We start from the raw sequence: 25,836 nt of genomic DNA, 5'->3' as shown, positions 1-25,836 counted from the left end.
CGAGTGGGATGTCCCTCCGCTCACCCAGCGAGACAGAGTGTCGTGAACGCGCCGAGCAGCATGAAGGGGCCGAAGGGGAACTGGGTGTCCCGGGTGCCGCGCCGGGACAGCAGGAGGAACAGGGCGTACAGGGCGCCGAACACCTGCCCGGCGAGTGCCGCCGCGGCGACCGCGGGCCAGCCCAGCGGGCCGCACGCCATGCCGATGAGCCCGGCGAGCTTGACGTCGCCGAACCCCATCGCCTCCGGCCTGACCAGCCACAGCACGCCGTAGACCGCGATGAGCGCGGCACCGCCGGCCAGCGCGGCCGGCAGCTCTCCCGCCGGAAGGAGCGCGAGCGCCATGATCGGGTACGCCGGCAGCGTGATCGCGTCGGGCAGCGTGTACGTGCGCCAGTCGATGACGGCCAGGGCGGTGCCGATGACGGCGAAGCACGCGTACGCGGGACCGGCCCGCCACGCGATCACGGTCACCAGGGCCGCGGCGGCCAGCTCGATCACCAGGGGGCCCGGTGCCGGCGCGTGGCCGTCGTCGTAGGTGCCGGCCAGCGCCCTGATCCGGGCGCCGCAGATCAGGCCGATCGCCGCCATGAGTGCGAGCACGCCGCAGAACCTAGCCCGCTCCCCGCCCTCCCGCGGCCGATGCGCGCAACGGGTATGGCGCGGCGAGCGGCCCGCCCGCCCGGATCGCATCCCGCGCGGTCAGCGGCCCGCCCGCCCGGATCACATCCCGCGCGGTCGGCGGCCCGCCCGGCTGCTTCGCGCGGATCACGCCCCAGGGCCGCGGGTCAGCGGCTCTTTCTGGAGAACCACCGCCGCTTGGGCTTGGCCGGTGCCGGGCCGGGGGCGACCCTGGCCACGGTGACCCCGCTCAGCTCGCTCACCGTGCCGGACTCGACGGCGGCCAGCGCGGCGAGCACGTCGCCCTCGATCACGAACTGCACGGGACCCGCGACGTCCACCACGACCGCCGCCGCCTGCTCCTGCACGGCGGCCTTGCAGACCTGCAGCGTGGTGGCCTGGATGGGGCGGGCGTCGGGCCGCCAGCGGGTCAGCGACTCCGTGCCGGTGAACGCGAGCACCGCCTGCCTGCCGTCCTTGCCGACGAGCTTGGGCAGCGCCATCTCGCTCTCCTTCTCCTGCCGCAGCCCGTGGGCGCCGACCTCGGTCTCGGTCAGCAGCGCGACCACGGGGACCAGCAGGCGGGCCGTGCTGAGCGCGTTGAGCACCTCAGCGGGGCCGCCGGTGCCCGCGTCGTAGGCGGCCAGTGCGGCGGTCACGGCGGGGGCGGCGGAGCCGTCGTCGTGCGGGTCGAGTGGTTGCGGGATGTTCGGCACAACGTACGAGCCTATCCGGCGCCCGCCCCGCTCCCGCCGGAAGACCGGCCGGGTGCTAGCCCAGGTCGGCGATGGCCGCGACCGGGCCGCCGCCCGACGGCCCCTGGTGCACGGCCGCCACCGACACGAACACCGCGGGATCCCCGGTCACCGAGGCCGCGACACCGCCGACGGCGGCCTTGATCTGCCGATGCCAGTGCACGTCGGAGTCGTCCAGCATGATGTTGCGCCGCCCGCGCACCCGCCCCGACGGGTCGGCCTCGCACTTCATGAAGACGTTCACCAGCCGGCCCTTCAGATCGGACGGGTGGGGGCGTTCGGGCAGCGGGATGCCGGAGTCCCTGATGGCCTCCCAGATGCCGTCGGCGTCGAGCGCGTCCTTCATGACGCTGTGGCCGATGCGGTAGCGCCCGCCGATCCCGCGTACGTTGCCGACCAGCACGATCTGCGCCCGGTCGAGCTCGACGCCGGACGAGCAGGAGGCAACCGAGGAGTACAGCGACAGGTCCGTGTGGATCTGGTCCTCGCGGGGCATCTCGATCTCGCCGAGCGCGACCGCGATGCCGAGCGCGGCGGTGGAGTTGGACAGGTCCATCGAGGGGCCGGTCTCCTCGATGGCGGTGGTCTGCCCGCGGCTCTTGGCGTCGCTGATCGTCGCGAGCGTGAGCAGCGGCGTCTTGGTCTGTACGTAGTGCACGTCGCGCGGGTCGTCGATGCCGGCGATCTTCATGGCCTCGCGTACGCCCGCCGCGACCTTCTCCACCATGGCCGGGCGGCCGATGTCCTCGGGCAGGATGACCTCGCTCATGGCCACGCCGACCGACAGCCGCGGCTCGTCCGTCGCGGGGGCGTCCGCCGTGGTGGCGAAGATGGTCGCGTGCGGGCTGAGCACGCCGTCGGTGCCGCCCGACCACACCAGCGGCACGCTCTCCGGCGCCGGATGCCCGTTTTCGGCCAGCACCTCGCGGAAGGCGCGGTCGGCCAGGATGCGCGTGTAGTCGTTGACGCCGCCGTTGCCCTCGGTCTTGCCGATGACGGCGAGCACGCGTGCGGCCTCGATCACGCCGTCGTCGATGAGGCGTGACAGGCCGGAGGCGTCGGTGACGCTCTCGATCGGCACCTTGCGCACTTCGATCGGTTCCGGCATGCGTTGCCCTCCTCCTGCCCGGTTTCCGCTGACGCTACCGAGCCGGCCAGCGGGGTTCATGGTCAATGTGTGCCCACGTAGACCGGCGGTGATGTCAACCTGCGCTCATCGCGGCCGTCGCCACGTCATCGTCCCCGATCTGCGCGGGCACGGCGGGAGCGACCATCCGATCACCGGACGGCCGCCCATCGAGGAGGACGGTCCCGCGCCGTTCGACTGGCGGATGATGCACGAGACCGAACGCCGGCTCATCGATCCCGACCCCGCCTGGGTGGCCGGGCTGGGCACGATCAAGGCGCCCACGCTGGTGCTGTCCGGCGGCGCGGCGAGCCCGCTCGACGCGGCGGACATCGCCGGGCGCATCCCGGGAGCACGGTTGGTCACGATCGAGGCGGGGCATCTGATCCACGTGGGAGCGCGCGAGGAGTTCCTGCGGGCGGTCGACGCGTTCCTCGACGAGTCCACCATGTGACCCCATCCACAATAAAAGGGGTTATATGGTGCAAACTTGACCTTGATGTCACAAAGATCCGCCATTGTAGATGGGGTGCGTACCAGGCTCAGCGACCTCGTCAAGGAACGGCTGGGCACGTTCGCCCTGACGGCGCCCTCCATCGCGCAATGCGCGGTCGGCTCGGGCATCGCCTGGCTCATCGCCATCGAGCTGCTCGGCCACCCCCGGCCCTTCTTCGCCCCGATCTCCGTGCTGATCTGCATCGGCGTCGGGCTCGGGCAGCGGCTGCGGCGGCTGGTGGAGCTGGTCGTCGGGGTGAGCCTCGGCGTCGGCGTGGGCGACCTGCTGGTGTCCTGGATCGGCTCGGGCGCCTGGCAGCTCGCGCTGGTCGTGGCGCTGGCGATGACGGTGGCGGTGCTGCTCAACAGCGGGGCGCTGTTCGTCGCGCAGGCGGGCTCGTCTGCGGTGCTGGTCGCCACGCTGCTGCCGGGCGAGAACGTGGGCGGGCTCGACCGGATGCTCGACGCCCTCACCGGCGGCATCGTCGGCATCGCGGCGGTGGCGCTGATGCCCGCGAGCCCGTTCTCGATCGCGGCCAAACACCTGTCGGGGGTGCTCGACGCGCTGTCCACCGTGATGGAGCGCGCCGCCGAGGCGATCGAGAAGCGCGACGTGGAGCTGGCGGCCGAGGCGCTGGAGGAGGCCCGTACGACGCAGGCCGCCGTCGCCGAGTTCGAGGCCGCGCTGGAGACCAGCAAGGAGATCGCCATGATCTCCCCGCTGCACTGGCACCGGCGCGCCCGGCTGGCGCGGTACGAGACCGCCGCCATGCCGGTCGACCTGGCGCTGCGCAACACCCGGGTGCTGGTCAGGCGGACGCTGGCGTCGCTCGGCGAGGCGAGCCCGCCCCCGGCGGCGCTGGCCGAGGCGATGCGCGAGGTGTCGGAGGCGGCGCTGCTGCTGCAGCTCGAGCTGGGCGCGGGACGTGAGCCCTCGCTGGCCCGCCACGCGCTGCTCGCGGTGGCCGCCAGGGAACGCCCGAAGGGCCTGGGCTTCTCCGCGCACGTCATCATCGCCCAGCTGCGCTCGGTCGTGGTGGACCTGCTGCAGGCGACCGGCATGGAGCACGAGGAGGCCACGGCGGCGCTGACCCCGCTGGACGAGGCGAGCAAGGGCGAGCGCCGCTAGACGCGCGCGGCCGGACCGCGACGCCCGCTCAGGCCGACAGGCGCTTCAGGCGGGAGACCGCCTCGTCGATGACCTCCTCCTTCTTGCAGAAGGCGAAACGGACGAAGTGGCGGCCGCGCTCGGGGCGGTCGTAGAAGACCTGCGTGGGGATCGCGACCACGCCGGCCAGCTCGGGCAGGCGGCGGGTCAGCTCAAGGCCGTCCTCGAAGCCCAGCGGCCGGATGTCGGTCTGGACGAAGTACGTGCCGGCGGGCCGCAGCACCGAGAACCCGGCCGCCGCCAGCCCCTCCATGAGGCGGTCGCGCTTGTCCTGGAGCCCGGAGGCGAGCGCCTTCACCCACTCCATCTCGTGGCGCAGCCCGTACGCGACCGCGAGCTGCCACGGCGCGCTCGCGGTGAAGGTGAGGAACTGCTTGACCGTCGAGACCGCCGTGACCAGGGCGGGCGGCGCGCAGACCCAGCCGGTCTTCCAGCCGGTGACCGAGAACGTCTTGCCCGCCGAGGAGATCATCACCGTGCGCTCGCGCATGCCGGGCAGCGTCGCGATCGGGATGTGCTCGACGCCGTCGAACGTGAGGTGCTCGTACACCTCGTCGGTGATGGCGATCAGGTCGCGCTCGCGGCACAGCTCGGCGATGACGGTCAGCTCGTCGCGGGTGAAGACGGTGCCGGTGGGATTGTGCGGGGAGTTGACCAGGATCGCGCGGGTGCGCGGCGTGACGGCGGCGCGCAGCTCGCCGGGGTCGAAGGTGAAGCGGCCCTCGACCGGGCGCATGGTGACGGGGACCAGCCTGGCCTGCGCCAGCGCGATGGATGCGGCGTAGGAGTCGTAGTAGGGCTCGAAGACGACCACCTCGTCGCCGGGCTCGCAGAGCGCGAGCACGCTCGCCGCCACCGCCTCCGTGGCGCCCACCGTGACGAGGACCTCGCTCACCGGGTCGTAGGTGAGCCCGTAGTGCGCCGAACGGTGCTCGCTGACCGCCTGCCGCAGCTCCAGCACGCCGGGCCCCGGCGGGTACTGGTTGGCGCCCGCCCCGATCGCCTGCACCGCGCGGTCGAGCATCGCCGCCGGGCCGTCGGTGTCGGGGAAGCCCTGCCCGAGGTTGATCGATCCGGTCTGTACGGCGAGCGCGCTCATCTCAGCGAAAATCGTCGTGCCGAAGGCGCGCATCCTGGCAACAAGTGGTTCGGTCACGGCTCCACACTATTAGTCTCGTGCCGTGTTCATTCGGGTCGTGCTCGCCCTCGCCCTGTCCGCGCCTCCCTCGGCGACACCGGCCCAGGCCGATCCGAGTCCCTGCCCGGTCCCCGTGCCCGCCCGCACGGTCTGCGGCTTCCTCGAGGTGCCCGAGCGCAGGGAGGCCCCCGGGCGCACGATCAAGGTGGCGTACGCGGTGCGCCATTCGCTCGCCCGCGACCGCAGGCCCGACCCGGTGGTGTTCATGGGCGGCGGGCCGGGCGCGCCGTCGATGCGGCACCTGGAGCGGCTGACCCGCGTGTTCCCCGACCGTGACGTGGTGACGGTCGAGCAGCGCGGCGGCGCGTGGTCGCGGCCCGCGCTGGCCTGTCCCGAGACGGCGCAGGCGCTGCTCGGGCGGTTGCGCGAGCCGCCGTCCGACGTGGGCGCCGCCGCCGCGCGCTGCCGCGACCGGCTCGCCGGGCAGGGCGTCGATCTGCGCGGCTACCGTACGGGCGAGATCGTGGCCGACGTGGTCGCGCTGCGCTCCAAGCTCGGCTACGAGACCTGGAACCTGCTCGGCACCGGCTACTCCGCCCGCGTCATGGCGGCCGTGGCCGCCGCCGATCCGGCGGGGACGCGGTCGGTGGTGCTCGGCTCGTACCCGCCGCCTGGCGACGGTGCGGACGACCCGGCCGCCGTCATGGCCGGGCTGGGGGCGCGCGACGCCTTCGAGCGGGCGGTCGCCCGGCTGAACGCCCGCCCGGCGCGGGTGAGCGCGGTGGACCCGCTGCTCGGCAGGGAGTTCACGGCCCGGGTGCGCGGCGACGACCTGGCCGCGCTGCTCGGCGTGGCGCTGCGCGACGCGGGGACGGCCGCGGTGGCGCCCGCGCTGGTGAGCGCCCTGGCCGAGGGCGACGACGCGCTGCTGCGCCCGCTCGTGGAGCGGCTCGGCGACGAGCTCGCGGCGCGCGAGGCCGGACTGTATCACGCCGTACGCTGCCAGGACGGCCGCCCGCCCGCCGCGTCCCGCCTCTTCACCGTCGCCGCCGACAAGGCGGTGTGCGACGCCTGGAACCTCTCCGAAGCCCCCGAGCCCGCCGCGCTGTCCACGGCCACGCTCAAAGCGCCCGTCTACGTCCTGGCCGGCCGCCGCGACCCGGCCGCTTCCCCGGTCACCCTGCTCGGCGCCCGAGTCGACAGGTCTCACTCCGTCCTCGCCGCCGACGACTGCGCCCGGCGCAAGGTAGCCGCGTTCGTGGCCGACCCGGCGGCGCCGCCGTCCGGCCCCTGCCCCGAGGCGCGGCCGGTGGAGCTGCGCGTGACGGCAGCCCCGTACGAGATCGCGAAGACGCCGTGGCTGGCCGTGCCGTTCGCGCTGTTCGCCGCGGCCTGCCTGATCCAGCTCGTCACGGCCGCGCTGAAGGGCCTCGCGCTGCCCGCGTTCGGCGGGCTGTCGGGGCTGGCGTTCGCGGGGCTGACCGGCCAGGCCGTGTGGGAACTGGCCGCAAGCAACGCCAGCGCCCTGACCGTCGGCGTGCCGGCGATCATCGAGTGGTACGCCTGGCTCGCGGTCGTCTCCGTGGTGCTCACTCTGGCGGCGCTTTTGCACAACCGGAGGTGGCCACAGATCACCGCGGCCGCCATCGGCGCGGGATTCCTCGTATGGTGGTTCACCTGGGTCCTGTGACGCGCATCCGTGAGCTCGACGCCCTACGCGGCTTCGCGGTGGGCGGCATCATGCTGGTCAACACCTGGCAGCACACCCACAAGGAGCCGCGCGTCCCGCTCGACTGGACGATCGAGACCCTGTTCCAGAGCCGCTTCTACCCCATCTTCTCGATGCTGTTCGGCATCAGCTTCCTGCTGTTCCTGCGCGGCAACAGCAGGTGGGCGCTGCTGAGCCGGCTGTTCTGGCTGTTGTGCATCGGCAAGGTGCAGCACGCCTTCTACGAGGGCGAGGTGCTGACCGACTACGCCTTCTACGGCGCGCTGGTGCTGCTGCCCGCCTCGTTCCTGCCGGGCGGGCTGCCGGTGCTGCTGCTCGGCGTCATCGTCACCATCTGGGGGCTGATGGTGGGCGGCGGCGTGCTGCTGATCCCCGGGCTGTTCCTGCTCGGCATGGCGCTGTGGCGGCTGCGGCCGCCGCGCGAGCTGCTGCTGCCGGGGTTCGCGGTCACGGCGCTCGCGACCGCGCTGCTGACGGCCGCCGGGCGGGCCACCGGCGACGGCGCCGTCTACAACGTGGCCGCGATCACGGGCGCGGCGGCGTACTCGCTGGGCCTGCTGCTCGTGCTGCGCCCCCGCCTGTCGGCGGTGCTGGAGCCGCTCGGCAAGATGGCGCTGACCAACTACGTCACCGGCACCGCCGTGATCGTGCTCGCCGTGCCGCTGCTCAACGCCGACCCGACCCGCTGGTCCGTGCCCGCCCTTGCGGCGGTGACGCTGGTCGTCCAGGCGCTGTTCAGCCGGTGGTGGCTCGGGCGGTTCCGGTACGGGCCCCTGGAGTGGATCTGGCGCTGCCTCACCTACTTCCGTCCCGTGCCGAACCGGCTAGAGTCAAGCCGTGACGACCATCGCCCTCTGCCAGATCCAGGTGTCCCCTGACCCGTCTGCCAATCTCAAGAGGGCCAGGGAGGCGATCGCCGCCGCCGAAGGCGCCGACCTTGCGATCTTCCCCGAGGCCACGCTCACCCGCTACGGGCGGCGCATCACGAGCCTCGCCGAGCCGCTCGACGGCCCCTTCGTGTCCGGGCTCGCCGAGTCGGCCCGCGCCCACGGCATCGCGGTGATCGCCGGCACGTTCGAGACCGGCGAAGACCGCGTGCGCAACACCGCCGTGGCCATCGACGCCCAGGGCGCGATCGCGGCGGCGTACCGGAAGATCCACCTGTTCGACTCGTTCGGCGCGAAGGAGTCCGATCTGGTCGAGCCGGGCACCGAGCCCGTCGTCGCCGAGCTCGCCGGGCTCAAGGTGGGCCTGATCACCTGCTACGACGTGCGCTTCCCCGAGCTGGCCAGGGCGCTGGTCGACAAGGGCGCCGAGCTGTTCGCGGTGATCGCCGCCTGGGGCTCGGGGCCGCTCAAGGAGGACCACTGGATCACCCTGGTCAGGGCTCGGGCGCTGGAGAACACCATGTGGACCGCCGCCGTCGGCCAGGCGCCCAACCCCGCCGAGTCGTCCGACGGCTACGGCGTGGGCCGCAGCATGCTGGTCGATCCGCTCGGCGTGGTCCGCGCCGACATGGGCACCGGGCCCGGCGTACGCCTCGTCGAGATCGACCACGAGTTCACGACGACCGCCCGCGCCACCCTGCCGTGTCTCGAACATCGCGTTCTGTAGCGGGGAGTGGCCCATCCGGGGGTCAAGCGATCGTAAAGTAGACCCGTGAGTGGAACGCAGATGCAGAAGGTCGTCCCGCCGCGTCTGCTCGTGCCCTACCTGTCGGGCAAGCGCACGGTCATCTCGGGCTACGTCTATCGCGTCCAGGACTGCGTCAGGCTGACCACCCCCGAGGCGCTGTTCTACGGGCTCGATCTGTCCTTCGACGGCTCCGAGCTGTTCGCCGAGGTGCCCGAGCTCTACGTCATGCGCTGGTACGCCCGCGACGTCGACAACTACCAGGTGCCCTACGGGCCCCACATGGGCGGCGACTGGAGCGACGCGCCACCGTTCGCGGGCAACGGGTTCACCACCTCGTCCGAGCACGTCGTGCCGCAGTTCCACACCATCCCCATGCCGATACCGGCAGGGGCGCAGATCGTCCACGTCACCGCCGAGGGCGAGCGGCCCTTCGCCGAGTACGACGGGCTGACCTGGCGGCCCGCCGCATGAGCGTCGAGACCACGCCGATCGCCTCGGGCTTCGTCGCCCGCTTCGGCGAGCACACGCTGCCCGCGGCGCTCGGCCCCGACAGCGACCAGGTGGTGCTGTTCAGCGAGACCGAGCTGGAGGGCTTCGAGCCCGCCTCCGGCTACTGGCGGCGGACGGTGCCGCGCTCCCAGGTGGAGTCGCTGGTGCTCATCCGCACCGTCGGCGCGTTCGGCGGCGAGCCGTGCATCGTGCTCGACGAGGACGACGACGGCCTGCACATCGCCTACACCGGCCACAGCGGGATGAAGGCCGAGGCGCTGGGCTACTGGATGGTCGATCACGGGGCGTACGAGGTCGTCGTGCCCCGCGAAGAGGTCACCTCCATCCGCATCGAACGCATCCCGGTGCCCTAGCGGGCTGCGGCGGGCCGGAGTCGCGGTGCCCTCCGCGCACACCGGCACGCCGGAGGCGCGATGACCGGCGCGGGCCTGCGCGCCGGTCGGAGGCCGGCCGGGCCGGGTGGCGGGTCAGCGGAGGTGGCGGTAGCGGGCGTGGCGGGCGGCCAGCCGCTCCTCCTTGCCCTGCCGCAGCAGGTGCGCGATCTCGTACTCCAGCGCCCGCCCCACCCGCTCGCAGAACTGGCGCGGCTCGTACGCGGCGTCGGGCAGCTCGGGCACGACCCGGTCCACGATGCCGTCGCTGCGCAGGTCGGTGGCGCGGATGCGCTGCGCCTGGGCGATCTCGGGGGCGAAGTCGACCGAGCGGTAGAGGATGGCGGATGCGCCCTCGGGCGGCAGCGGCGACAGCCAGGCGTGCTGGGCGCAGAGCACCCGGTCGGCGGGCAGCAGCGCCAGCGCGGCCCCGCCCGCGCCCTCGCCGAGCAGCAGGCAGACCGTGGGCGCCTCGAGCGTCACCATGTCGGCCAGGCAGCGCGCGATCTCGGCGGCCAGCCCGCCCTCCTCGGCCGCCTTCGACAGGTCGGCCCCCGCGGTGTCGATCACGGTGACGAGCGGCAGGCCCAGCTCGGCCGCGAGGCGCATGCCGCGCCTGGCCACCCGCAGCCCGGCCGGGCCGAGCGGCGCGTTGGTGCGCTGGAAGCGCCGGTCCTGGCCGAGCACCACGGCCGGCGCGGTGCCGAACCTGGCCAGCGCGAGCAGCAGCCCCGGCTCGTTCTCGCCCTCGCCGGTGCCGCTGAGCGGGGTGACGTCGGTGGCGGCGAGCTTGAGCAGCGCGCGTACGCCGGGACGGTCGTCGCGCCGGGACCGGGTGATGGCCTCCCACGCCTCGACCGGCCGCAGGTCCTCCTCGGGCGGCTCGCCCGCGACCACGCCGGAGCCGTCGTCGGCCAGCACGGACAGCGCCCTGATCGCCACCTCCCTGGCCTCCTCCGCCGACACGACGGCGTCCAGCAGGCCCTTGCGGTGGAGGTTCTCGGCGACCTGCACGCCCTCGGGAAAGGGGTAGCCGTGCAGCGACTCGAACACCCGCGGCCCCAGGAACCCGATCAGTGCCCCAGGCTCGGCGGCCGTGACGTGCCCGAGCGACCCCGACGACGCGAACACGCCGCCGGTCGTCGGATGCCGCAGATACACCACGTACGGCAGACCGGCGGAGCGGTGCGCCTGAATCGCCGCGGTGATCTTCACCATCTGGACGAACGCGAGCGCGCCCTCCTGCATGCGCGTGCCGCCGGAGGCGGGCGCGGCGAGCAGCGGCAGCCGCTCGCGGGTGGCGCGCTCGACGGCGGTGACGAACCGCTCGGCCGCGGCCACCCCGATCGAGCCCGCCATGAACGAGAACTCGCACGCGACGACGGCCACCCTGCGGCCGCCGAGCAGCCCTTCGCCGGTGATCACGGCCTCGTCGTAGCCGGACTTGATGCGGGCCGCGGCCAGCTCGTCGGCGTAGGAGGAGCCTGGCTCGGCCGGATCGGCGGGCGGCACATCCCATGATTTCCACGACCCCCGGTCAAGGACCGTGTCAATCAGCGTGCGCGCGTCCGGTCGGCTCACTATCGCTCCCTAGATGTCTGCCAACGATGCAATGTTGACGCACGAGCGCCCCCGCCGGTGCCACCGATCGTCGCTCATCGTTCGCGCTCCTCGAGCCAGGCGAGCACGGAGGGGCCGTCCTGGCCGAGTGCGGGCGGGGCGGTGTGCGTCATCGGAGGCAGGCCGTCGAAGCGCAGCGGCGGTCCCGGCAGCTCGATGGGGCCGAGCACCGGGTGATCGACCTGGATGACCAGGCCCTGCGAACGTGTCTGCTCCCAGCCGTAGACCTCGTCGAGCGTCCTGATCGCGCCCGCGGGCACGCCGGCCGCGCTCAGCTCGGCCAGCCAGTGGTCGCGGTCGTGGGCGGCCAGCGCCTTCTCCATGTCGGCGATCAGCTCGTCGCGGTGCAGGAACCGGTCGCGGTTGGTGGCGTAGCGCGGCTGCTCGGGGTCGATGCCGAGGAGCGCGGCGACCTTGCGCCACTGGCTGTCGTTGCCCGCGGCGATCTGCAGCATGCCGTCGGCGCAGCGGAACGCGCCGTACGGGGTGATGGAGGCGTGATGGTTGCCGCTCGCCCTGGGCACCTGGCCGCCGACCGTCCACGCGGTGCCGTGGTAGGAGTGAACGCCGGTGACGGCGGCGAGCAGGGACGTGCGCACCACCCGGCCCTTGCCGGTGCGCTCGCGCTCAAAGAGCGCGGAGGCCACGCCGTACGCGCCGTGGATGCCGGCCAGCAGATCGGCGATGGACGCGCCGACGCGGTAGGGCTCATCGGGCGAAGGGCCGGTCAGCGACATCAGGCCGGCCTCGCCCTGGGCGATCTGGTCGTAGCCCGGGCGGCCGGCCTCGGGGCCGTCGTGGCCGAAGCCGGTGATCGACAGGATGACGAGGCGGGGGTTGAGCTCGTGCAGCCGCTCGACGGGGAAGCCGAGGCGGTCGAGCACTCCCGTACGGAAGTTCTCGATCAGGACGTCGCTCTGGCGGACGAGCCGCTTGATGAGCCGCTTGCCCTCATCGGACTTCAGATCGACGGCGATGGACTGCTTGTTGCGGTTGGCTGCCAGGAAGTAGGTGGAGATGTCGTGATCCGGCCCGACGAAGGGCGGCCCCCAGCCGCGTGACTCGTCGCCTCCGTCCGGATGCTCGACCTTGATCACCCGTGCTCCCAGGTCGCCGAGGAGCTGTGCGGCGTGCGGCCCGGCCAGGGCCCTGGACAGATCGAGCACGACGATGCCGCTGAGGGGTCCGAGCACGATCCCAACCTCCCACGCGCGTTATGGGGTGAATGAACATTCTCGCAGGCGTCCGCCCCTCTTCCTCTACCCTGATGGCGATGATCGATCTGGCTTCGCGCATCACCGGTCTGGCTCCGTCCTGCGGTCCCGTACGCCTGGTGGCGGTGGACGGGCCCGCGGGATCGGGCAAGACGACGTTCGCGGGACGGCTCGGGGCCGAGCTCGGCTGCCAGGTGATCCACAGCGACGACTTCCCCGTGCCGTGGGAGGAGGGGCCAGGCGGCTGGTTCCACCTGCTGGAGTCGCAGGTCCTGCGCCCGCTCCAGCACGGCCGGCCGGGCGGTTTCCGCAGGTACGACTGGGTGCGCGGGGCGTACGCCGAACAGGTGGCGGTGCCGCCGGCCCGGCGCTGGTGATCGAAGGGGTCGGCACGGCGCGGGCCTCGGTGGCCGATCTGCTCGCCTACACCGTGTGGGTGGAGGCCGACGACGCCGAGCGGATGCGGCGGGTGCTGGAGCGCGACGGGCCCGAGCTGGAGCCGCGCTGGCGGGAGTGGTTCGCGGCCGAGCGCGAGTGGTTCGCCGCCGACCGTACGAAGGAGCGCGCCGATCTCGTCATCAGAACGTGATCACGACGCGAGGTGGGTGACGTCGTTGAAGCGGACCAGCTCGCCCGCCCGCCACACCGACACCGACCCGTTCAGCACCGGCGCGAACGCCAGCACCTCCGCGAGCTCCGTGTCGGGCCGCCCGCCGAGCACGTGGCGCAGCCCCAGCACCACGGAGTCGTGCGCGACCATCAGCAGCCGCCGCCCGTCGGCCCGCCCGCCCAGGTCGTCGGCGAGGAAGTCGCGGAGCCTGACCGTGACGTCGGCCAGCGACTCACCGCCCGGCGGGCGGTAGGCGTAGGGGCCTTCGGCCTCGCGCCGCGCCAGTTCGCCGGGGAAGCGCTCGCGCAGCGCGGCCAGGTTGAGCCCGGCGAACTCGCCCGGCTCCTGATCGCGCAGCCGGTCGTCCACGATGACGGGCGGGCGCGCGCCCCACTCCCGCCCGGCGATCTCCCAGGTGTCCAGCGCCCGCCGGTACGGCGAGCAGCACACCAGCTCGGGGGCTTCGTCCTCGGGCAGCGCGGCGAGCATCCCGCCGAGCGCCGCCGCCTGCGTACGGCCCAGCTCGGTCAGCGTCACCTCGTCGTCGCCGCGCTCGTAGACCAGCGGCCGGTCACCCGCGAGCCGGTAGGCGAGGTTGGCCTCGCTCTCGCCGTGACGCACGGCCATGATGCCGGACGGTCGCATGCCGCCATCTTCACACACGCCCCCCGGCCAAGTGAGTGATCATTTAATAGTCGTAGGATCACCATATGACTTCTGTTGCAGTTCTCGGAACGGGCATCATGGGGCTCCCCATGGCCCGCAATCTCGCCAAGGCCGGTCTGAAGGTCACGGTGTGGAACCGCACGCTCGACAAGGCCAGGCCCCTGGAGGCCGACGGCGCCACCGTGGCGGACTCGCCCGCGCGGGCGGTCGAAGGCGCCGATGTGATCGTCACTATGCTGAGCGACGGCGACGCGGTGCACGAGGCGATCACCGCCGCCGCGCCGGGGCTGCGGTCCGGCCAGGTGTGGGCGCAGATGAGCACGGTCGGCGTGGCGGGCGTCGAGCGGCTGGCGGCGCTGGCCGCGCAGCACGGGCTGACGTTCGTCGACGCGCCGGTGCAGGGCACCAAGCAGCCCGCCGAGCAGGGCGCGCTGATCATTCTCGCGGCCGGCCCGAGCCCGCGAGGAAGACGCTGGAGCCGGTGTTCGGCGCGGTCGGCAAGCGTACGTTCTGGCTCGACGAGGACGGCGCGAGCGGCGCGGGCACCCGGCTCAAGCTGGCCACGGTCAGCGTCGCCGTCTCCACGACCGCCGTGGTGGCCGAGGCGCTCGCCCTGGCCAAGGGGCTCGGGATCGACCCCGAGCTGGTCCTCGACGTGATCGGCGGCGGGCCGCTGGACAGCCTGTACTTCCAGGCCAAGTCCAAGGCCATCCTGGCGGGCGACTTCGCGCCGGCGTTCTCGGTGCGCAACGCCGAGAAGGACACCCGGCTGATCACCGAGGCGGGCGAGGCCGCCGGGGTGCGGCTCGACGTGGTGGCCGCCGCCGGTGAGCGGTTCCGCCGCGCCGAGGCGCAGGGCCACGGCGACGAGGACATGGCGGCCACCTACTTCGCCAGCTTCTGAGCCGTCGCTGGAACGGCGGCCGCCCCCGTGGCGGGCGTCAGAGCTCGTCGACCTCGGCGTGGGTGCGGCCGCCTGCGAGCTTGGCGTAGCCGGGTCCCCGGTCGAAGAAGCGGTCGGCCGGGGGCCGCAGGCGGGCGCGCAGCTCGGCCGTCGCCTGCTCGTCGATGCGGTCGCCGTCGAGCACCACGCCGTAGTCGCCGAGTGCGCCCGCGATCGACACCTTGCCGTCGCGCACGTCCGCCGCCACCGCGCGCGGGTCGCGATCGTACGGCGAGCCCCAGCCGCCGCCTCCGGTGGTACGGATCCTGATCACCTCGCCGGCCTGTACGGGGTAGTCGTCGACGAGCCCCTCCATCTCCTTGCCGTTGATCTCGACGCGGAACGGCCGCCCGGCGAGCCCGCCGTTGACGCCCCAGCAGGACAGGATCGACCGGTCCGCGATCGACATGTACGAGGCGTTGCGCAGCATCCTGATGTGCTTGTCGTAGCCGAGCCCGCCCCTGAACATGCCGGGACCGCCGGAGTCGCAGGCGAGGCCGAGCCGTTCGACCCGCAGCGGCCAGCGGGCCTCGGCGAACTCGACGGGGATGTTGCGCGAGTCGGGCACGATGTGAATGGTGTCCTCGCCGTCGGCGTACCAGCGTCCGCCGGAGCCGCCGCCGAGCACCTCGCGCATCAGGTACGGCAGGCCCTCGTCGTCCACCCCGTACACGCCGGTGTAGCGGATGGTCTCCTGGTCGGCCGGCATGCGCCCGCCGGTGGCCTTGGCCAGCACGCCGGCGAGCACGCCGAGCAGGCGCAGGATGACGAAGGTGCGGGCGTTGGTGGGGGCGGGGAAGATCGGCGTGAGCAGGGTGCCCTTCTCGGGGAAGACCATCTTGATCAGCGGCACGACGCCCTCGTTGACGTCAAGCTCGGCCATGCGCTCCGGCGTGTCGGCGAGGTTGCGCAGCACGGGGGCGAGCCACTTCTTCAAAAAGACGCCGTCGGCGTAGTCGCCGGCGTGGTTGATGGGGCCCTTGGCCTGGGGCGAGGTGCCGGTGAAGTCGATGGTGAGCGGCGCCTGCGCGGAGTGGTCGACGGTGAGCGTGATGCGCTGGGCGTGCAGGCGCGGCTCGTCCACGCCGTCGTGCTCGGCGTAGTCCTCCCACACGTACGTGCCCTCGGGGATCTTCGACAGCAGTTCCCTGCGGAACGTCTCGGTGGTCTTGTCGATGATCGCGTCGAAGCACTCCTCGACGGCCTGCCTGCCGTAGCGTTCGAACAGCTCGGCGAGCCGCCGCGCGCCCATCAGGCAGGCCGAGCACTCGGCGTCGAGGTCGCCGGCCAGCGAGTCGGGCATGCGGGAGTTGCGGGTCATGATGCGCAGCGCGGCCTCGTTGGGCACGCCCTGGTCGCGCAGCTTGATCGGCGGCACCATCAGGCCCTCCTCGTAGACCGAGCGGGCGTGGGAGGGCATGGAGCCGGGCACCGAGCCGCCGATGTCGTCGTGGTGGCCGAACGCCTGCACGAACGCGACCACCTCGCCCTCGTGGAAGACGGGGACGGTGACGCACAGGTCGGGCAGGTGGCCGATGCCGCCTTCTGACAGGTAGACGTCGTTGTGGAAGTAGACGTCGCCGGGCTTCATCGTCTCGATGGGGAAGTCGCGGACGATGGGCTGGACGAGGGCGCTGTAGGAGCGTCCGGTGAGCTTGCGCAGCCGGACGTCGTGGATGCCGGCGCGGAAGTCGTGGGCGTCGCGGATCATCGGCGAGCGGGCCGTGCGCGCGATGGCGGTCTCGACCTCCTTCTCGACGGAGGCGAGCGTGCCCTCGACGATCTCCACCAGGATCGGATCAGTCACGACTTATCTCCACATTTCCGTATTCGTCGACCTTGGCGGTGAAGCCCGGGTGGATGGGGATCGTGGAGCCGTACTCCTCGATCACCGCCGGTCCGGTGACGGTCGCCCCGGGACCGAGCGCGGCGCGCTGGTGGATCGGGGTGTCGCGGGTCTCGTCGAAGTGCACGGGACGCACCGACGTGGCGCCCTGTCCCGGCCGCTCCAGGCGCGGGATGACCGGGCGGTCGATGGGGCCGGTGCCGGAGACGCGCAGGTTGACCCATTCGACGCCGTGGCGCGGGTCGTCGCGATAGGCGTAGCCGTACAGCTTCTCGTGGGCGTCGTGGAAGCGGGCGACGACCTCGGCGTGCCAGGACTCGTCGATCTCGCCCGCGGGGGCGGGCACCCGCACCTCGTACGCCTGGCCGTAGTAGCGCAGGTCGGCGCTGCGCTGGAAGATCGGCTCGGTGAAGCCCTCGCGGTCGAGCGCCTCGGCGGCCTGCAGCTCCAGGTCGTGGAAGATCTCGACGGCCTTGCCGAGCGAGAGGTCGCGGGTGACGTACGTGCGGACGTAGTCGTTCTTGACGTCCACGGACAGCAGCCCGAACGCCGAGACGTTGCCCGGGTCGCGGGGCACCAGGACCGACGGCAGGCCGAGGATGTCGATCAGCCGGCAGGCCAGCAGCGGCCCCGAGCCGCCGAAGGTCACCAGCGGGAAGTCCCGCACGTCGAGCCCCCGCTTGACGGTGAGCTGGCGGATGGCGTTGCTCTGGTTGAACGCGCTGATCTCCAGGATGCCGGTCGCGGTGCGCTCCGGTGTGAGCCCCAGCTTGGCGGCCAGCGACTCGATGCCGTGCCGTGCGGCGTCGACGTCGAGCGGGATCTCCCCGCCCAGCAGGTGCGGCGGGATGCGGCCGAGGAAGACGTGCGCGTCGGTGACCGTCACCTCGGTGCCGCCCCTGCCGTAGCAGATGGGGCCGGGGTCGGCGCCGGCCGAGCGGGGGCCGACCTTGAGCGTGCCCTCGGGCGAGATCCAGGCGATCGAGCCGCCGCCCGCCCCGACGGTGACGATGTCGATCATCGGGATCTTGCAGGGGTAGCGGCCGATCGTGCCCTCGGTGGTGATGGAGGGCTCGCCGTCGATCACCACGGCCACGTCGGTCGAGGTGCCACCGCCGTCGAGGGTGATCACTGAGTCGTGGCCGGCCGTGCGGGCGAGCAGCGCCGCGCCGAGCGCACCGGCCGCCGGGCCCGACAGGACGGTGGTGATGGGCTGGTTGACGACCTCGCGGGCCGACAGGATGCCGCCGTTGGACTTCATGACGGAGAACGACCTGCCGAGCCTGCTCGACAGGTTGGCCAGGTAGCTGCGCATGGCCGGCTTGACCGCGGCGTCGACGAGCGTGGTCACCGAGCGCTCGTACTCGCGGTATTCGCGCAGCACGTCGCTGGAGAGCGAGACCACCGCGCCGAGGTGCTCGCGGGCCAGCACGTCGCGCATACGCCGCTCGTGCTCGGGGTTGGCGTAGGAGTGCAGGAAGCAGACGCCGATCGCGTTGATCCCCTTGGCCCGGAACCAGCGGGCCACCTCGACGGCCTGCTCCTCGGAGAACGGCCGCACCTCCTCGCCCCGGTGGTCGAGCCGCCCGCCGACGGTCTTGACCAGGTGGACGGGGACGATCCTGGGCGGCTTGACCCAGAAGTAGGAGTTGCCGTAGCCGTCGGGCACGCTCTGCCTGGCGATCTCCAGGATGAACTCGAAGCCCTCCGTCGTGATGAACCCGAGGTTCTCGATGCGGTCTTCGAGGAGCCTGTTGGTGGCCACCGTGGTGCCGTGGACGATCGAGGAGACCTCCAGCGGACCCAGCTTGCCGACGCCGGCGAGGAATCCGTCGGCCGGGTTCGCGGGGGTCGAGGGGGTCTTGGTGGTGAGGATCTCACCGGTCCGCTCGTCCACCGCCACGACGTCGGTGAACGTGCCTCCGGTGTCCACTCCGATACGGACGCTACGCATGGGCTCCTCAGCTCCGGCGCCGGCCGAGCACTTCGTCTATGACTCGGGGCGCGTTCTCCGTGCCGACGTACGCGGCCAGGCGTACGACCATCTCCTGGGTTCTGGCCAGTTCGGCCTCCACCCTGGCCTTACCCGACTGACCTGCCTGAACGCCGAAATAAGCGCCGATGATGGTTCCGATCACCCCCGCCACGCCCGCGAACAGGGGAGCGAACTCGGCGCTGGCGAACACGGCCGCGCCGAAGGCCGCGAGGACCGCGACGATGCCCGCCACGACGACGAGGAAACCATAACGCCAGCGCTTGGCGTCGGCCTGGGCCGGGGTGAGATCGTCCTGCGTCATCATGGCGTCGAGCGAGGCTGGTTTGTCGGTGACCACTGATGTCCTCCTGTAACTCCAGGGGAGAAATGTCCCACGAGGTCATGGAACAAGCCAAGCCACTAAGCTGGCGGCCCGTGACTGATCTGTCTGCCTTGTCCCCCGCACCTGCGGGCGCCAGAGATGCCGTGCTCAAGTTCTACTTCGGGCCGATGGACTGCGGGAAGTCCACGCTGGCGCTGCAGATGAACTACAACCACGCACGGCAGGGCAGGCGGGGTCTGGTGCTGACCAAGCACGACCGCTCGGGCGGGCCCCGGGTGACCAGCAGGATCGGACTCGGCCGGGACGCGATCGAGGTGGAGGACGATCTCGACCTGGTGGCGCTCGTCACCTCGCACGACGAGCGCATCGACTATCTGATCTGCGACGAGGCCTGCTTCTACACCGTCGCGCAGATCGAGCAGCTCGCCGACCTGGTGGACGAGCACGGCGTGGACGTCTACGCGTTCGGGCTGGCCTCGGACTTCCGCTCGGTGATGTTCCCCGCGGCGCAGCGGCTGTTCGAGCTGGCCGACGAGGTGTGCCGGCTGCAGGTCGAGGTGCTGTGCTGGTGCGGGCGTCCTGGGCTGCTCAACGCCCGCGTCGTGGGCGGGGAGATGGTGCGCACGGGCGAGCAGGTCGTGATCGGCGACACCGCCGACGCGCCGGTGCGCTATCAGGTGCTCTGCCGCCGCCACCACCGTGCCGGCCAGCTCGGTGAGGGGTCTGGCTCGGAGTCGGGCTCCGCCGCCTGACGGCGGCTCTCGTACGAGCGGGACGGCACGGGGATCTGGCGGCTTGCCACCGGGCGGTCAGATGGCGCAGGCGCCGTCGGCGCACCCGTCGGCCGGGGCGGCGAGCTGGGTGATCGGGGTCTCCCCCACGCGCTCGGCCACCTCGTCGATGGCGGCGGCGAAGGCGTCTTCGGGCTGCGCGCCCGAGACCGCGTACTTGCCCTCGAAGAGGAAGAGCGGCACTCCGCTGATGCCCAGCGCGTGCGCCCTGGCGAGCTGCTCGCGCACCTCGTCGGCCCCTTCGCCGGTGTCGGTGACGCCGACCTCGGCCGCCAGCTCGGCCAGCACGGCGGGGTCGGCGACGTTGCGGCCCTCGGTGAAGTAGGCGCGGAACAGCCGATCGGCCATCTCCTCGCCGCGGCCCTGCTTGGTGGCGACGTTGATGAGCCGGTGCGCCTCAAACGTGCTGACGCTGATGGCGTCCTCGAAGCGCAGATCCAGGCCCTCTTCCGCGCCCACGCCCTTGACGCGTTCGACCATCTGCTTCGCCTGGGGACCGAACTTGCGCTCCATCATCGGGATCAGCGGCTGGCCCTCGGCCGTCGCGTTCGGGTCGAGCTGGAACGGGCGCATCGTCACCTCGATGGTGCCGCCCTTGGCACGGAACCGCTCGGCGGCCTTGTCGAACCGTGTGTGCCCGATGTAGCACCAGGGGCACGCGACATCTGAAAAGATCTCAACCTTCATGCCGGTGCAAACCGCGCGCGGGCCGCCAAGATTCCTCGCCTATCCGGCGGCCAGTTCCTCCAGCCGGTACGGCAGGTACGCCGAGTCGTCGACCAGCGCCGACGCCCCGCGCCACCAGCCGAACCACTCGCCGCTGCGCCACATCCAGTCGACCCGCTCGATGGCGGCCACCACGTCGCCGACCGTCTCCCACCGGTCGCCGAGCTGCTCGCGGGTGGCGCCGTGGCGGACCGCCCAGGCCCGCAGGACGGCGGCGGCGGACTCGGGAACCCCGCGGGCGTACGGGTCGGGGCTCTCGCCCGGCAGGCGGTGCGGCCCGAGCCCGGCCGCGACGCCCCAGCTCCACTGGGCCTCGGCGGGCCGGGAGTAGCGCAGCGAGTGGAAGTCGAGGTTGGAGCCGAGCTCGTCGTCTGCGCGCCGGATGACGACCGCGTCGAGCCGGCCGCCCGCGTCGAAGTGGACGACGAGCCGCTGACCCGGCTTGACGCCGGGCGGCAGCGCGAAGCGGTCCTCGGCCTGCCAGGAGTTGAGATCGACCTGCGCGACCGGCGCGCCCCACAGCTCGTCTGCGGCGTCGTCGGCGATCCAGGCGGCGAGCATCTCCAGCGTGGTGAGATCGGTCCACGGCTCGATGGCCACGGCGGTGCGCACGACCTCGTCGGGCGGCGGCAGCTTCCCGCCGCGCGGCTTCTCCCACCAGGCCACGCCCAGCTCGCGGGTGCCGACGAGCAGCGCCGCGAGCGCGGCGAGCTCGGCGGAGCGCCGGGTGAGCGCGGCGCCGCGGGCGAGCTCGAGCGCGCGCTCGGTGCGCTCGTCGCCGAGCACGGGACGCACGTCGCCGATCAGCCGCTCGGCCGTCGGGTGCTCCTCGCCGAGCAGGCTGCGGACGATCCTCCTGGCCTCCGTACGTGCGTCTTCAGCGCGTGCCTGCCGCATACCAGCCACGCTACGCCGGGAGATCCTTTTCCGCGATAGTCGCGGAGGTCAGCACTGTCAGGCGCGGCGGCGGGTGCCCCGTCCCAGGAGCCAGCCCAGCGTCACCCCGGCCAGCGCCACGCCGGCCCGGCGCCGAACGCGGCCAGCATCACCCACGGGCGGGTCTGGGTGCGCGGCTCGGCGGGCCGCTCGTAGACGGCGCCGGCGAGCGGCGCGCCGGAGGTGAGCGCACCCGTCCCTTGGGCGCCCGCGCCCGCGAGCGGCGCACCAGCCGCTACCGCTCCGGCCTCCGTGGCTCCGGCTTCCGCAGCAGGGACGGCGGCCGGGACCGGGGCGCGGAGGAGGTCTTCGACGGCGGTGAAGAACTCCTGCGCGGTGCGCTTGGCCACCGAGCCGAGCATGCGCTGACCGACGCCGCCGATCATGCCGCCGATGACCGCTTCGGCGTCGTAGTCCACCCTGGTGCCGCCGTCGGCCTCGCTGAGCCTGACCTGCACGGTGGCGTCCACGGTGCCGGGCGCGCCCTGCCCGCGCGCCTTGAGCGTGAAGCGCTCCGGCGGGACGGGGTCGGACAGCGCCACCTCGCCCTGGTAGACGCCCTTGACGGAGGCGACGCCCGCGTTGACCGTCATCCGGTACGTGTCAGGACCGCACTCCTCAAGCCGCTCGCACCCCGGGATGGTCTGCACCAGCACGGCGGGGTCGCGGAACGCCGCCCACAGCCGGTCCCTGGCCACCCCGATCACGACACTGCCCGCCACGTTCATGTCGCCACTCTAAGCAGCCGGGGCGCCGCGGCTTAACGGCAACACCTGCCAGATGCGGACGGGCCGGTCGATCATGACTGGCAAGATAGGGGCCGATGGTGAAGATGTGGCGGGCGTACAGGAAAGCGGGCGCAATGGGCGCCGTGTGCGTGCTCGCCCTGTCCGCCTGCGGTTCCGGCGGCTCCGGCGGCACGGCCGCGCCTGCCGATCCCGCCGCACCGGAGCGGACGCCGCGGGCGACGGCCTCACCCCGCGCCACCGTTCCGCAGGGGCCTCCGGGCGTCAGGCCGCGCAAGGGCGAGGTACGCCCGATCGCCCGCACCGGCGACCTGCCACCGGTGATCAGCTCCATCCCCACCACGCGCAAGGTGGTCTTCCTGACCATCGACGACGGCTGGGAGCAGGACCCGGGGTTCGTCCGGCAGGTGCGCGACGAGCGCATCCCGATCACGGTCTTCGCCATGCGGGACGCGGTGGAGGCCAAGGGCACGCCCGACCAGGCGGGCGGCACGGCCCGCTACGTCGGCGCCGGCAAGTGGGGATATTTCCGGCAGCTCCGCGACGCGGGCGCGGCCATCGAGAACCACACGCTCACCCACCCCAACCTCCGCCTGCTCGGCCGCGCGGCGCAGCGCCGCGAGATCTGCGGCTCGGCCCAGCTGATCAAAAAGGAGATCGGGACGCGGCCGGCGCTGTTCCGCCCGCCGTTCGGCAACTACAACACCGACACGCTGCGGGCCGCCAAGAGCTGCGGCGTGCGGGCCGTGCTGCTGTGGACGGCGACCGTGCAGCCGGGCGGCAAGATCGCCTACCAGGTGCCCGACAAGCGGCTGCGCCCAGGCGACATCCTGCTGCTGCACTTCCGCCCCAACCTGGCCAGGGACTTCCGCATCCTGGTGAAGAAGATCAAGCGCCGCGGGTACGCGCTGGGCAACCTCCAGGCGTACCTGGACGCCGCCGACCCGCGCTGAGCTCCGCCCTCTGACGTACCGGACGATCCGTCCGGCGGACGACGCGGCACCCCGCCCCAGCCGGGCATTCTCGAAGCACGAATCCAGTAGGCGCGGGGATGTGACGAACCTCGCACCCCAATGCTCTACGAGCTGTAGTACTACTGGCAGTAGATGTACTACAGCTTGTAGAGCAACGACTCTTTCGGCGGGGATGATGGACGCACTTGACCTGGCTCGGTGGCAGTTCGGGGTGACCACCGTGTACCACTTCCTGTTCGTGCCCCTGACCATCGGTCTCGGGATCTTCGTGGCCGGCCTGCAGACGGCCTGGCACCGCACGGGCAAGGAGCACTACCTCAAGCTGACCAAGTTCTTCGGCAAGCTGTTCCTGATCAACTTCGCCATGGGCGTGGTCACCGGCATCGTGCAGGAGTTCCAGTTCGGGATGAACTGGAGTGAGTACTCCACCTTCGTCGGCGACGTCTTCGGCGCGCCGCTGGCGATGGAGGCGCTGCTGGCCTTCTTCATGGAGTCGACGTTCCTCGGACTGTGGATCTTCGGCTGGGACCGGCTGCCGAAGAAGGCGCACCTGGCCACCATCTGGGCGGCCGCCATCGGCTCCAACCTGTCGGCCTACTTCATCCTCGCGGCCAACGCCTGGATGAAGCACCCGGTCGGCTACGAGGTCGTGGACGGCAAGGCCAGGATGACGGACCTGTGGGCGGTGCTCACCAACGACACCGCGCTGGCCCAGGTGCCGCACGTGATCGGCGGTGCGTTCGTGGTGGCGGGCGGCTTCGTGCTCGCGGTCTGCGGCTACTGGCTGCTGCGCACGCGCGGCACGCAGGCCGCCGCCATGTGGCGCGGCGCCGCCCGCGCGGCACTGGTGATGACCGCGCTGGCCGGAGCGGTCGTCGCGGGCACCGGCGACATGTCGGCCAGGCTCATGTACGAGCAGCAGCCGATGAAGCTGGCCGCCGCCGAGGGCCTTGAGCACGACACGGCGGGCGCGCCGTTCAGCATCGCCCCCGGCATCGAGATCCCCAAGGTGCTGAGCTTCCTGTCCGCCCACGACCCCGACGCGGTCGTCGCGGGCACCGAGGACCTGCAGCGCCGGTTCGAGGAGCGGTTCGGCCCCGGCGACTACCGCCCGAACCAGCCCGTCGTGTTCTGGTCGTTCCGCGTGATGATCGGCTTCGGGCTGGCCACCGTGGGCCTGTCGGTGCTCGGGCTGTGGCTGACCAGGCGCAAGCGGGACTTCCCCGCGTGGCTGTCGAAGGCGCTGCTGCTCGCGCTGCCGCTGCCGCTGATCGCGGTGATCGCGGGCTGGCTGCTCAGCGAGATCGGCCGCCAGCCGTGGACGGTGGCCGGTGAGCTGCTGACGGCCGCGAGCGTCTCCCCCGGCGTGACGGTGACCGAGGTGGCCGTCTCGCTGGCCGTCTTCACGCTCGTGTACGGCGTCTTCACCGTGGCCGAGGCCGTGCTGCTGGCCCGGCACGTACGTAAGGGCATCGAGGAGCCGGCCCCGAGCCCGCGCGCGAGCGGCTCGAACCGTCGCTCATGTACTGAGAGCCGAGGAGCTAGTCATGATCGAATTGTGGTTCGCCATCATCGCCTTCCTGTGGACCGGCTACTTCGTCCTCGAAGGCTTCGACTTCGGCGTGGGCATGCTGGCCCCGGCCGTCGGCAGAAACGCCGGCGAGCGGCGGGCCGGCCTGCAGACCATCGGCCCGGTGTGGGACGGCAACGAGGTGTGGCTGATCACCGCGGTCGGCGCCATGTTCGCCGCCTTCCCCGCCTGGTACTCCGGCGTGTTCAGCACGTTCTACCTGCCGGTGACGCTGATCCTGGTCGGGCTGATCCTGCGCGGCATCGGCCTGGAGTGGCGCGGCAAGGTCGCGAACCCGGCCTGGTGCGACGCCGCGGTGGCGGCGGGCAGCGTGCTGCCCGCCTTCCTGTGGGGCGCGGTCTTCGGCCACCTGCTGTTCGGCAGCGTGCTCGCGGCCGTGGCCGGCGGTCTGTTCACGCTGGCCGTGTGCGTCATGCACGGCGGGGTCTTCCTGGCGCTGAAGACCACCGGCCGGCTGCGCCGCCGCGCCAGGGCCGCCGCGCTGGCCGCCGCCGGTGCGACGCTGCCGGTCGCGGTGGTCGCGCTGTCGAGCCTCGGCACCGTCCCCGCGCTGGGCGCCATGGCGGCGCTGGCCGCGGCCACGGCGCTGATCTGGCGGCGCAGGGAGGGCTGGGCGTTCGGCGCGACGGCCGGCGCGATCGTGCTGACCACGCTGGCGGCCTTCATGGAGCTGCGGGTGCGGCCGCTGCCGGGGCTGACGCTGGCCGAGGCCGCGTCGGGGCCGTACACGCTGACCATGCTGAGCTGGATCGGGCTGATCGCCCTGCCGTTCGTGCTGGTCTACCAGGGTTGGACGTACTGGGTGTTCAGGAAGCGGGTCCTGGTGGCGGCGGGCTGAGCCGCCCTCAGGGTCCTGGTGGCGGCGGGCTGAGCCGTCAGCCGACGACCCGCATCTCCTTGGTCGCCGCGTCCTTGACGTGCAGGTCGCCGCCGAGCCGCTCCTCGAGCAGGTCGAGCACCTGCCGGCCGGCCAGCACCGCCCACAGGTCGCCGACCAGGTGCGGGTCGTCCTCGGGAGCGGCGGCCATCCAGGCCTCCTTGCCGCTCTGGCCGGCGAAGGTCGTGACGAAGAACTCGCCGTCGGGGGTCTTGCAGTAGCCGGTACGGATCTCCGGCGCGTCCACCTGCATCCGCGGCTCGCACCCGACCTTGGCGGCCAGTTGCTCGACGGTGAGGGGGGCGGCGCCGGGCCGCGCGCCCGCCGCGACATAGCCGCCGGCGCTCCCCGATGAGCAGCCGGCGACCAGTCCGGCCAGCAGCGCGACGGCGGCCAGGCGGGGAAATGTCGTCATGTGCGGAGGTACGGAT

General features: G+C 72.3%; 27 protein-coding genes and 2 pseudogenes. 15 read left to right on the top strand and 14 right to left on the bottom strand.

What is annotated here, in order from left to right:
- Positions 1-20: 20 nt before the first annotated feature.
- The 3 genes from WBK31_RS05940 to WBK31_RS05930 all read right to left on the bottom strand — a co-directional run bounded on the left by WBK31_RS05940 (position 21) and on the right by WBK31_RS05930 (position 2,483).
- A complete protein-coding gene (locus WBK31_RS05940) occupies positions 21-602 on the bottom strand; it encodes an A24 family peptidase (RefSeq protein WP_364067508.1) in 582 nt (193 codons plus the stop codon).
- 185 nt (positions 603-787) lie between these two features.
- Positions 788-1,336 carry an SseB family protein gene (locus WBK31_RS05935; RefSeq protein WP_364067506.1) on the bottom strand — a complete coding sequence of 183 codons (549 nt, stop codon included), beginning with the start codon at positions 1,334-1,336 and terminating at the stop codon, positions 788-790.
- 55 nt (positions 1,337-1,391) lie between these two features.
- Positions 1,392-2,483, bottom strand: a complete 1,092-nt coding sequence (locus WBK31_RS05930; RefSeq protein ID WP_364067504.1) for a ring-opening amidohydrolase — start codon at positions 2,481-2,483, stop codon at positions 1,392-1,394.
- A 91-nt stretch (positions 2,484-2,574) separates the two neighbouring features.
- On the opposite strand from WBK31_RS05930, the gene WBK31_RS05925 reads away from it, so the two are divergent.
- The gene (locus WBK31_RS05925; protein ID WP_406674438.1) at positions 2,575-2,955 is read left to right on the top strand and encodes an alpha/beta fold hydrolase; all 381 of its coding nucleotides are present in this window, start codon (positions 2,575-2,577) and stop codon (positions 2,953-2,955) included.
- Between the two features lie 75 nt (positions 2,956-3,030).
- Positions 3,031-4,125, top strand: coding sequence for an FUSC family protein (locus WBK31_RS05920; RefSeq protein WP_364067500.1), 1,095 nt, complete (start codon positions 3,031-3,033; stop codon positions 4,123-4,125).
- A gap of 28 nt (positions 4,126-4,153) precedes the next feature.
- On the opposite strand, the gene WBK31_RS05915 is transcribed toward WBK31_RS05920, so the two are convergent.
- Positions 4,154-5,320 carry a pyridoxal phosphate-dependent aminotransferase gene (locus WBK31_RS05915; RefSeq protein ID WP_364067498.1) on the bottom strand — a complete coding sequence of 389 codons (1,167 nt, stop codon included), beginning with the start codon at positions 5,318-5,320 and terminating at the stop codon, positions 4,154-4,156.
- A gap of 25 nt (positions 5,321-5,345) precedes the next feature.
- Between WBK31_RS05915 and WBK31_RS05910 the strand changes: the two genes are divergently transcribed.
- Genes WBK31_RS05910 through WBK31_RS05890 form a run of 5 tightly spaced genes read left to right on the top strand, consistent with a single transcriptional unit; the run spans position 5,346 to position 9,529 of the window.
- Positions 5,346-6,992 (top strand): hypothetical protein, encoded by a 1,647-nt coding sequence (locus WBK31_RS05910; RefSeq protein ID WP_406674437.1) that lies wholly within the window; start codon positions 5,346-5,348, stop codon positions 6,990-6,992.
- The gene (locus tag WBK31_RS05905; protein ID WP_364067494.1) at positions 6,989-7,909 is read left to right on the top strand and encodes a DUF418 domain-containing protein; all 921 of its coding nucleotides are present in this window, start codon (positions 6,989-6,991) and stop codon (positions 7,907-7,909) included. Before WBK31_RS05910 ends, WBK31_RS05905 begins: the two co-directional genes overlap by 4 nt.
- Positions 7,869-8,645 (top strand): carbon-nitrogen hydrolase family protein, encoded by a 777-nt coding sequence (locus WBK31_RS05900; protein ID WP_364067492.1) that lies wholly within the window; start codon positions 7,869-7,871, stop codon positions 8,643-8,645. Before WBK31_RS05905 ends, WBK31_RS05900 begins: the two co-directional genes overlap by 41 nt.
- Positions 8,646-8,690: 45 nt before the next feature.
- Positions 8,691-9,137: a hypothetical protein gene (locus tag WBK31_RS05895; RefSeq protein WP_364067490.1), complete on the top strand. Its 447-nt coding sequence runs from the start codon at positions 8,691-8,693 to the stop codon at positions 9,135-9,137.
- Positions 9,134-9,529, top strand: coding sequence for a hypothetical protein (locus WBK31_RS05890; RefSeq protein ID WP_364067488.1), 396 nt, complete (start codon positions 9,134-9,136; stop codon positions 9,527-9,529). The genes WBK31_RS05895 and WBK31_RS05890 overlap by 4 nt, the downstream gene beginning before the upstream one ends.
- Positions 9,530-9,643: 114 nt before the next feature.
- On the opposite strand, the gene WBK31_RS05885 is transcribed toward WBK31_RS05890, so the two are convergent.
- Together WBK31_RS05885 and WBK31_RS05880 are read right to left on the bottom strand one after the other, a co-directional pair.
- A complete protein-coding gene (locus WBK31_RS05885) occupies positions 9,644-11,128 on the bottom strand; it encodes a carboxyl transferase domain-containing protein (protein ID WP_364067486.1) in 1,485 nt (494 codons plus the stop codon).
- Between the two features lie 74 nt (positions 11,129-11,202).
- Complete coding sequence (locus WBK31_RS05880; protein ID WP_364067484.1) at positions 11,203-12,360, bottom strand: CoA transferase; 1,158 nt, start codon at positions 12,358-12,360, stop codon at positions 11,203-11,205.
- Positions 12,361-12,440: 80 nt separating this feature from the next.
- Between WBK31_RS05880 and WBK31_RS05875 the strand changes: the two genes are divergently transcribed.
- Together WBK31_RS05875 and WBK31_RS05870 are read left to right on the top strand one after the other, a co-directional pair.
- Positions 12,441-12,758, top strand: a complete 318-nt coding sequence (locus WBK31_RS05875) for a uridine kinase (RefSeq protein WP_406674436.1) — start codon at positions 12,441-12,443, stop codon at positions 12,756-12,758.
- Positions 12,755-12,970: a hypothetical protein gene (locus WBK31_RS05870; protein ID WP_406674435.1), complete on the top strand. Its 216-nt coding sequence runs from the start codon at positions 12,755-12,757 to the stop codon at positions 12,968-12,970. Before WBK31_RS05875 ends, WBK31_RS05870 begins: the two co-directional genes overlap by 4 nt.
- Here the strand turns inward: WBK31_RS05870 and WBK31_RS05865 are convergent, their stop codons facing one another.
- Positions 12,971-13,636, bottom strand: coding sequence for a histidine phosphatase family protein (locus WBK31_RS05865; RefSeq protein ID WP_406674434.1), 666 nt, complete (start codon positions 13,634-13,636; stop codon positions 12,971-12,973).
- A 65-nt stretch (positions 13,637-13,701) separates the two neighbouring features.
- Here WBK31_RS05865 and WBK31_RS05860 point away from each other — a divergent pair.
- Together WBK31_RS05860 and WBK31_RS05855 are read left to right on the top strand one after the other, a co-directional pair.
- Positions 13,702-14,055, top strand: a pseudogene (locus WBK31_RS05860) (NAD(P)-dependent oxidoreductase); the annotation flags it as partial.
- 83 nt (positions 14,056-14,138) lie between these two features.
- Positions 14,139-14,561, top strand: coding sequence for an NAD-binding protein (locus tag WBK31_RS05855; RefSeq protein WP_378784390.1), 423 nt, complete (start codon positions 14,139-14,141; stop codon positions 14,559-14,561).
- A gap of 37 nt (positions 14,562-14,598) precedes the next feature.
- Here the strand turns inward: WBK31_RS05855 and WBK31_RS05850 are convergent, their stop codons facing one another.
- The 3 genes from WBK31_RS05850 to WBK31_RS05840 are packed head-to-tail and all read right to left on the bottom strand — an operon-like array spanning position 14,599 to position 18,779.
- Positions 14,599-16,407: a hydantoinase B/oxoprolinase family protein gene (locus tag WBK31_RS05850; protein ID WP_406674433.1), complete on the bottom strand. Its 1,809-nt coding sequence runs from the start codon at positions 16,405-16,407 to the stop codon at positions 14,599-14,601.
- Complete coding sequence (locus tag WBK31_RS05845; RefSeq protein WP_406674432.1) at positions 16,400-18,400, bottom strand: hydantoinase/oxoprolinase family protein; 2,001 nt, start codon at positions 18,398-18,400, stop codon at positions 16,400-16,402. Before WBK31_RS05845 ends, WBK31_RS05850 begins: the two co-directional genes overlap by 8 nt.
- Before the next feature lie 7 nt (positions 18,401-18,407).
- Entirely contained in the window at positions 18,408-18,779 is a 372-nt protein-coding gene (locus tag WBK31_RS05840) for a hypothetical protein (RefSeq protein ID WP_364067472.1), read from the bottom strand.
- Between the two features lie 77 nt (positions 18,780-18,856).
- Between WBK31_RS05840 and WBK31_RS05835 the strand changes: the two genes are divergently transcribed.
- Complete coding sequence (locus tag WBK31_RS05835) at positions 18,857-19,516, top strand: thymidine kinase (RefSeq protein WP_364067471.1); 660 nt, start codon at positions 18,857-18,859, stop codon at positions 19,514-19,516.
- 57 nt (positions 19,517-19,573) lie between these two features.
- Here WBK31_RS05835 and WBK31_RS05830 read toward each other — a convergent pair whose 3' ends face one another.
- The 3 genes from WBK31_RS05830 to WBK31_RS05820 form a co-directional block, all read right to left on the bottom strand.
- On the bottom strand, positions 19,574-20,242 hold the full coding sequence (locus WBK31_RS05830) for a DsbA family protein (RefSeq protein ID WP_406674431.1): 669 nt from the start codon (positions 20,240-20,242) through the stop codon (positions 19,574-19,576).
- A 39-nt stretch (positions 20,243-20,281) separates the two neighbouring features.
- The gene (locus WBK31_RS05825; RefSeq protein ID WP_364067467.1) at positions 20,282-21,178 is read right to left on the bottom strand and encodes a hypothetical protein; all 897 of its coding nucleotides are present in this window, start codon (positions 21,176-21,178) and stop codon (positions 20,282-20,284) included.
- Between the two features lie 101 nt (positions 21,179-21,279).
- Positions 21,280-21,945 (bottom strand): carbon monoxide dehydrogenase subunit G, encoded by a 666-nt coding sequence (locus WBK31_RS05820; RefSeq protein WP_406674430.1) that lies wholly within the window; start codon positions 21,943-21,945, stop codon positions 21,280-21,282.
- A 134-nt stretch (positions 21,946-22,079) separates the two neighbouring features.
- Between WBK31_RS05820 and WBK31_RS05815 the strand changes: the two genes are divergently transcribed.
- The 3 genes and pseudogenes from WBK31_RS05815 (at position 22,080) to cydB (ending at position 25,366) form a co-directional block, all read left to right on the top strand.
- A complete protein-coding gene (locus WBK31_RS05815) occupies positions 22,080-22,916 on the top strand; it encodes a polysaccharide deacetylase family protein (RefSeq protein WP_364067463.1) in 837 nt (278 codons plus the stop codon).
- Between the two features lie 196 nt (positions 22,917-23,112).
- Positions 23,113-24,426, top strand: a pseudogene (locus WBK31_RS05810) (cytochrome ubiquinol oxidase subunit I); the annotation flags it as partial.
- A gap of 58 nt (positions 24,427-24,484) precedes the next feature.
- A complete protein-coding gene (cydB, locus tag WBK31_RS05805) occupies positions 24,485-25,366 on the top strand; it encodes a cytochrome d ubiquinol oxidase subunit II (RefSeq protein WP_364067461.1) in 882 nt (293 codons plus the stop codon).
- Positions 25,367-25,403: 37 nt separating this feature from the next.
- On the opposite strand, the gene WBK31_RS05800 is transcribed toward cydB, so the two are convergent.
- Positions 25,404-25,820, bottom strand: coding sequence for a hypothetical protein (locus tag WBK31_RS05800; RefSeq protein WP_364067459.1), 417 nt, complete (start codon positions 25,818-25,820; stop codon positions 25,404-25,406).
- Positions 25,821-25,836 lie beyond the last annotated feature (16 nt).

The sequence above is a fragment of the Nonomuraea sp. N2-4H genome, from assembly GCF_045291505.1.
In the GTDB taxonomy this organism is placed as follows: Bacteria; Actinomycetota; Actinomycetes; order Streptosporangiales; family Streptosporangiaceae; genus Nonomuraea; species Nonomuraea fastidiosa.
Note: the sequence above shows the minus strand (reverse complement) of the source record. Positions and strands in the feature narration are given on the sequence as shown.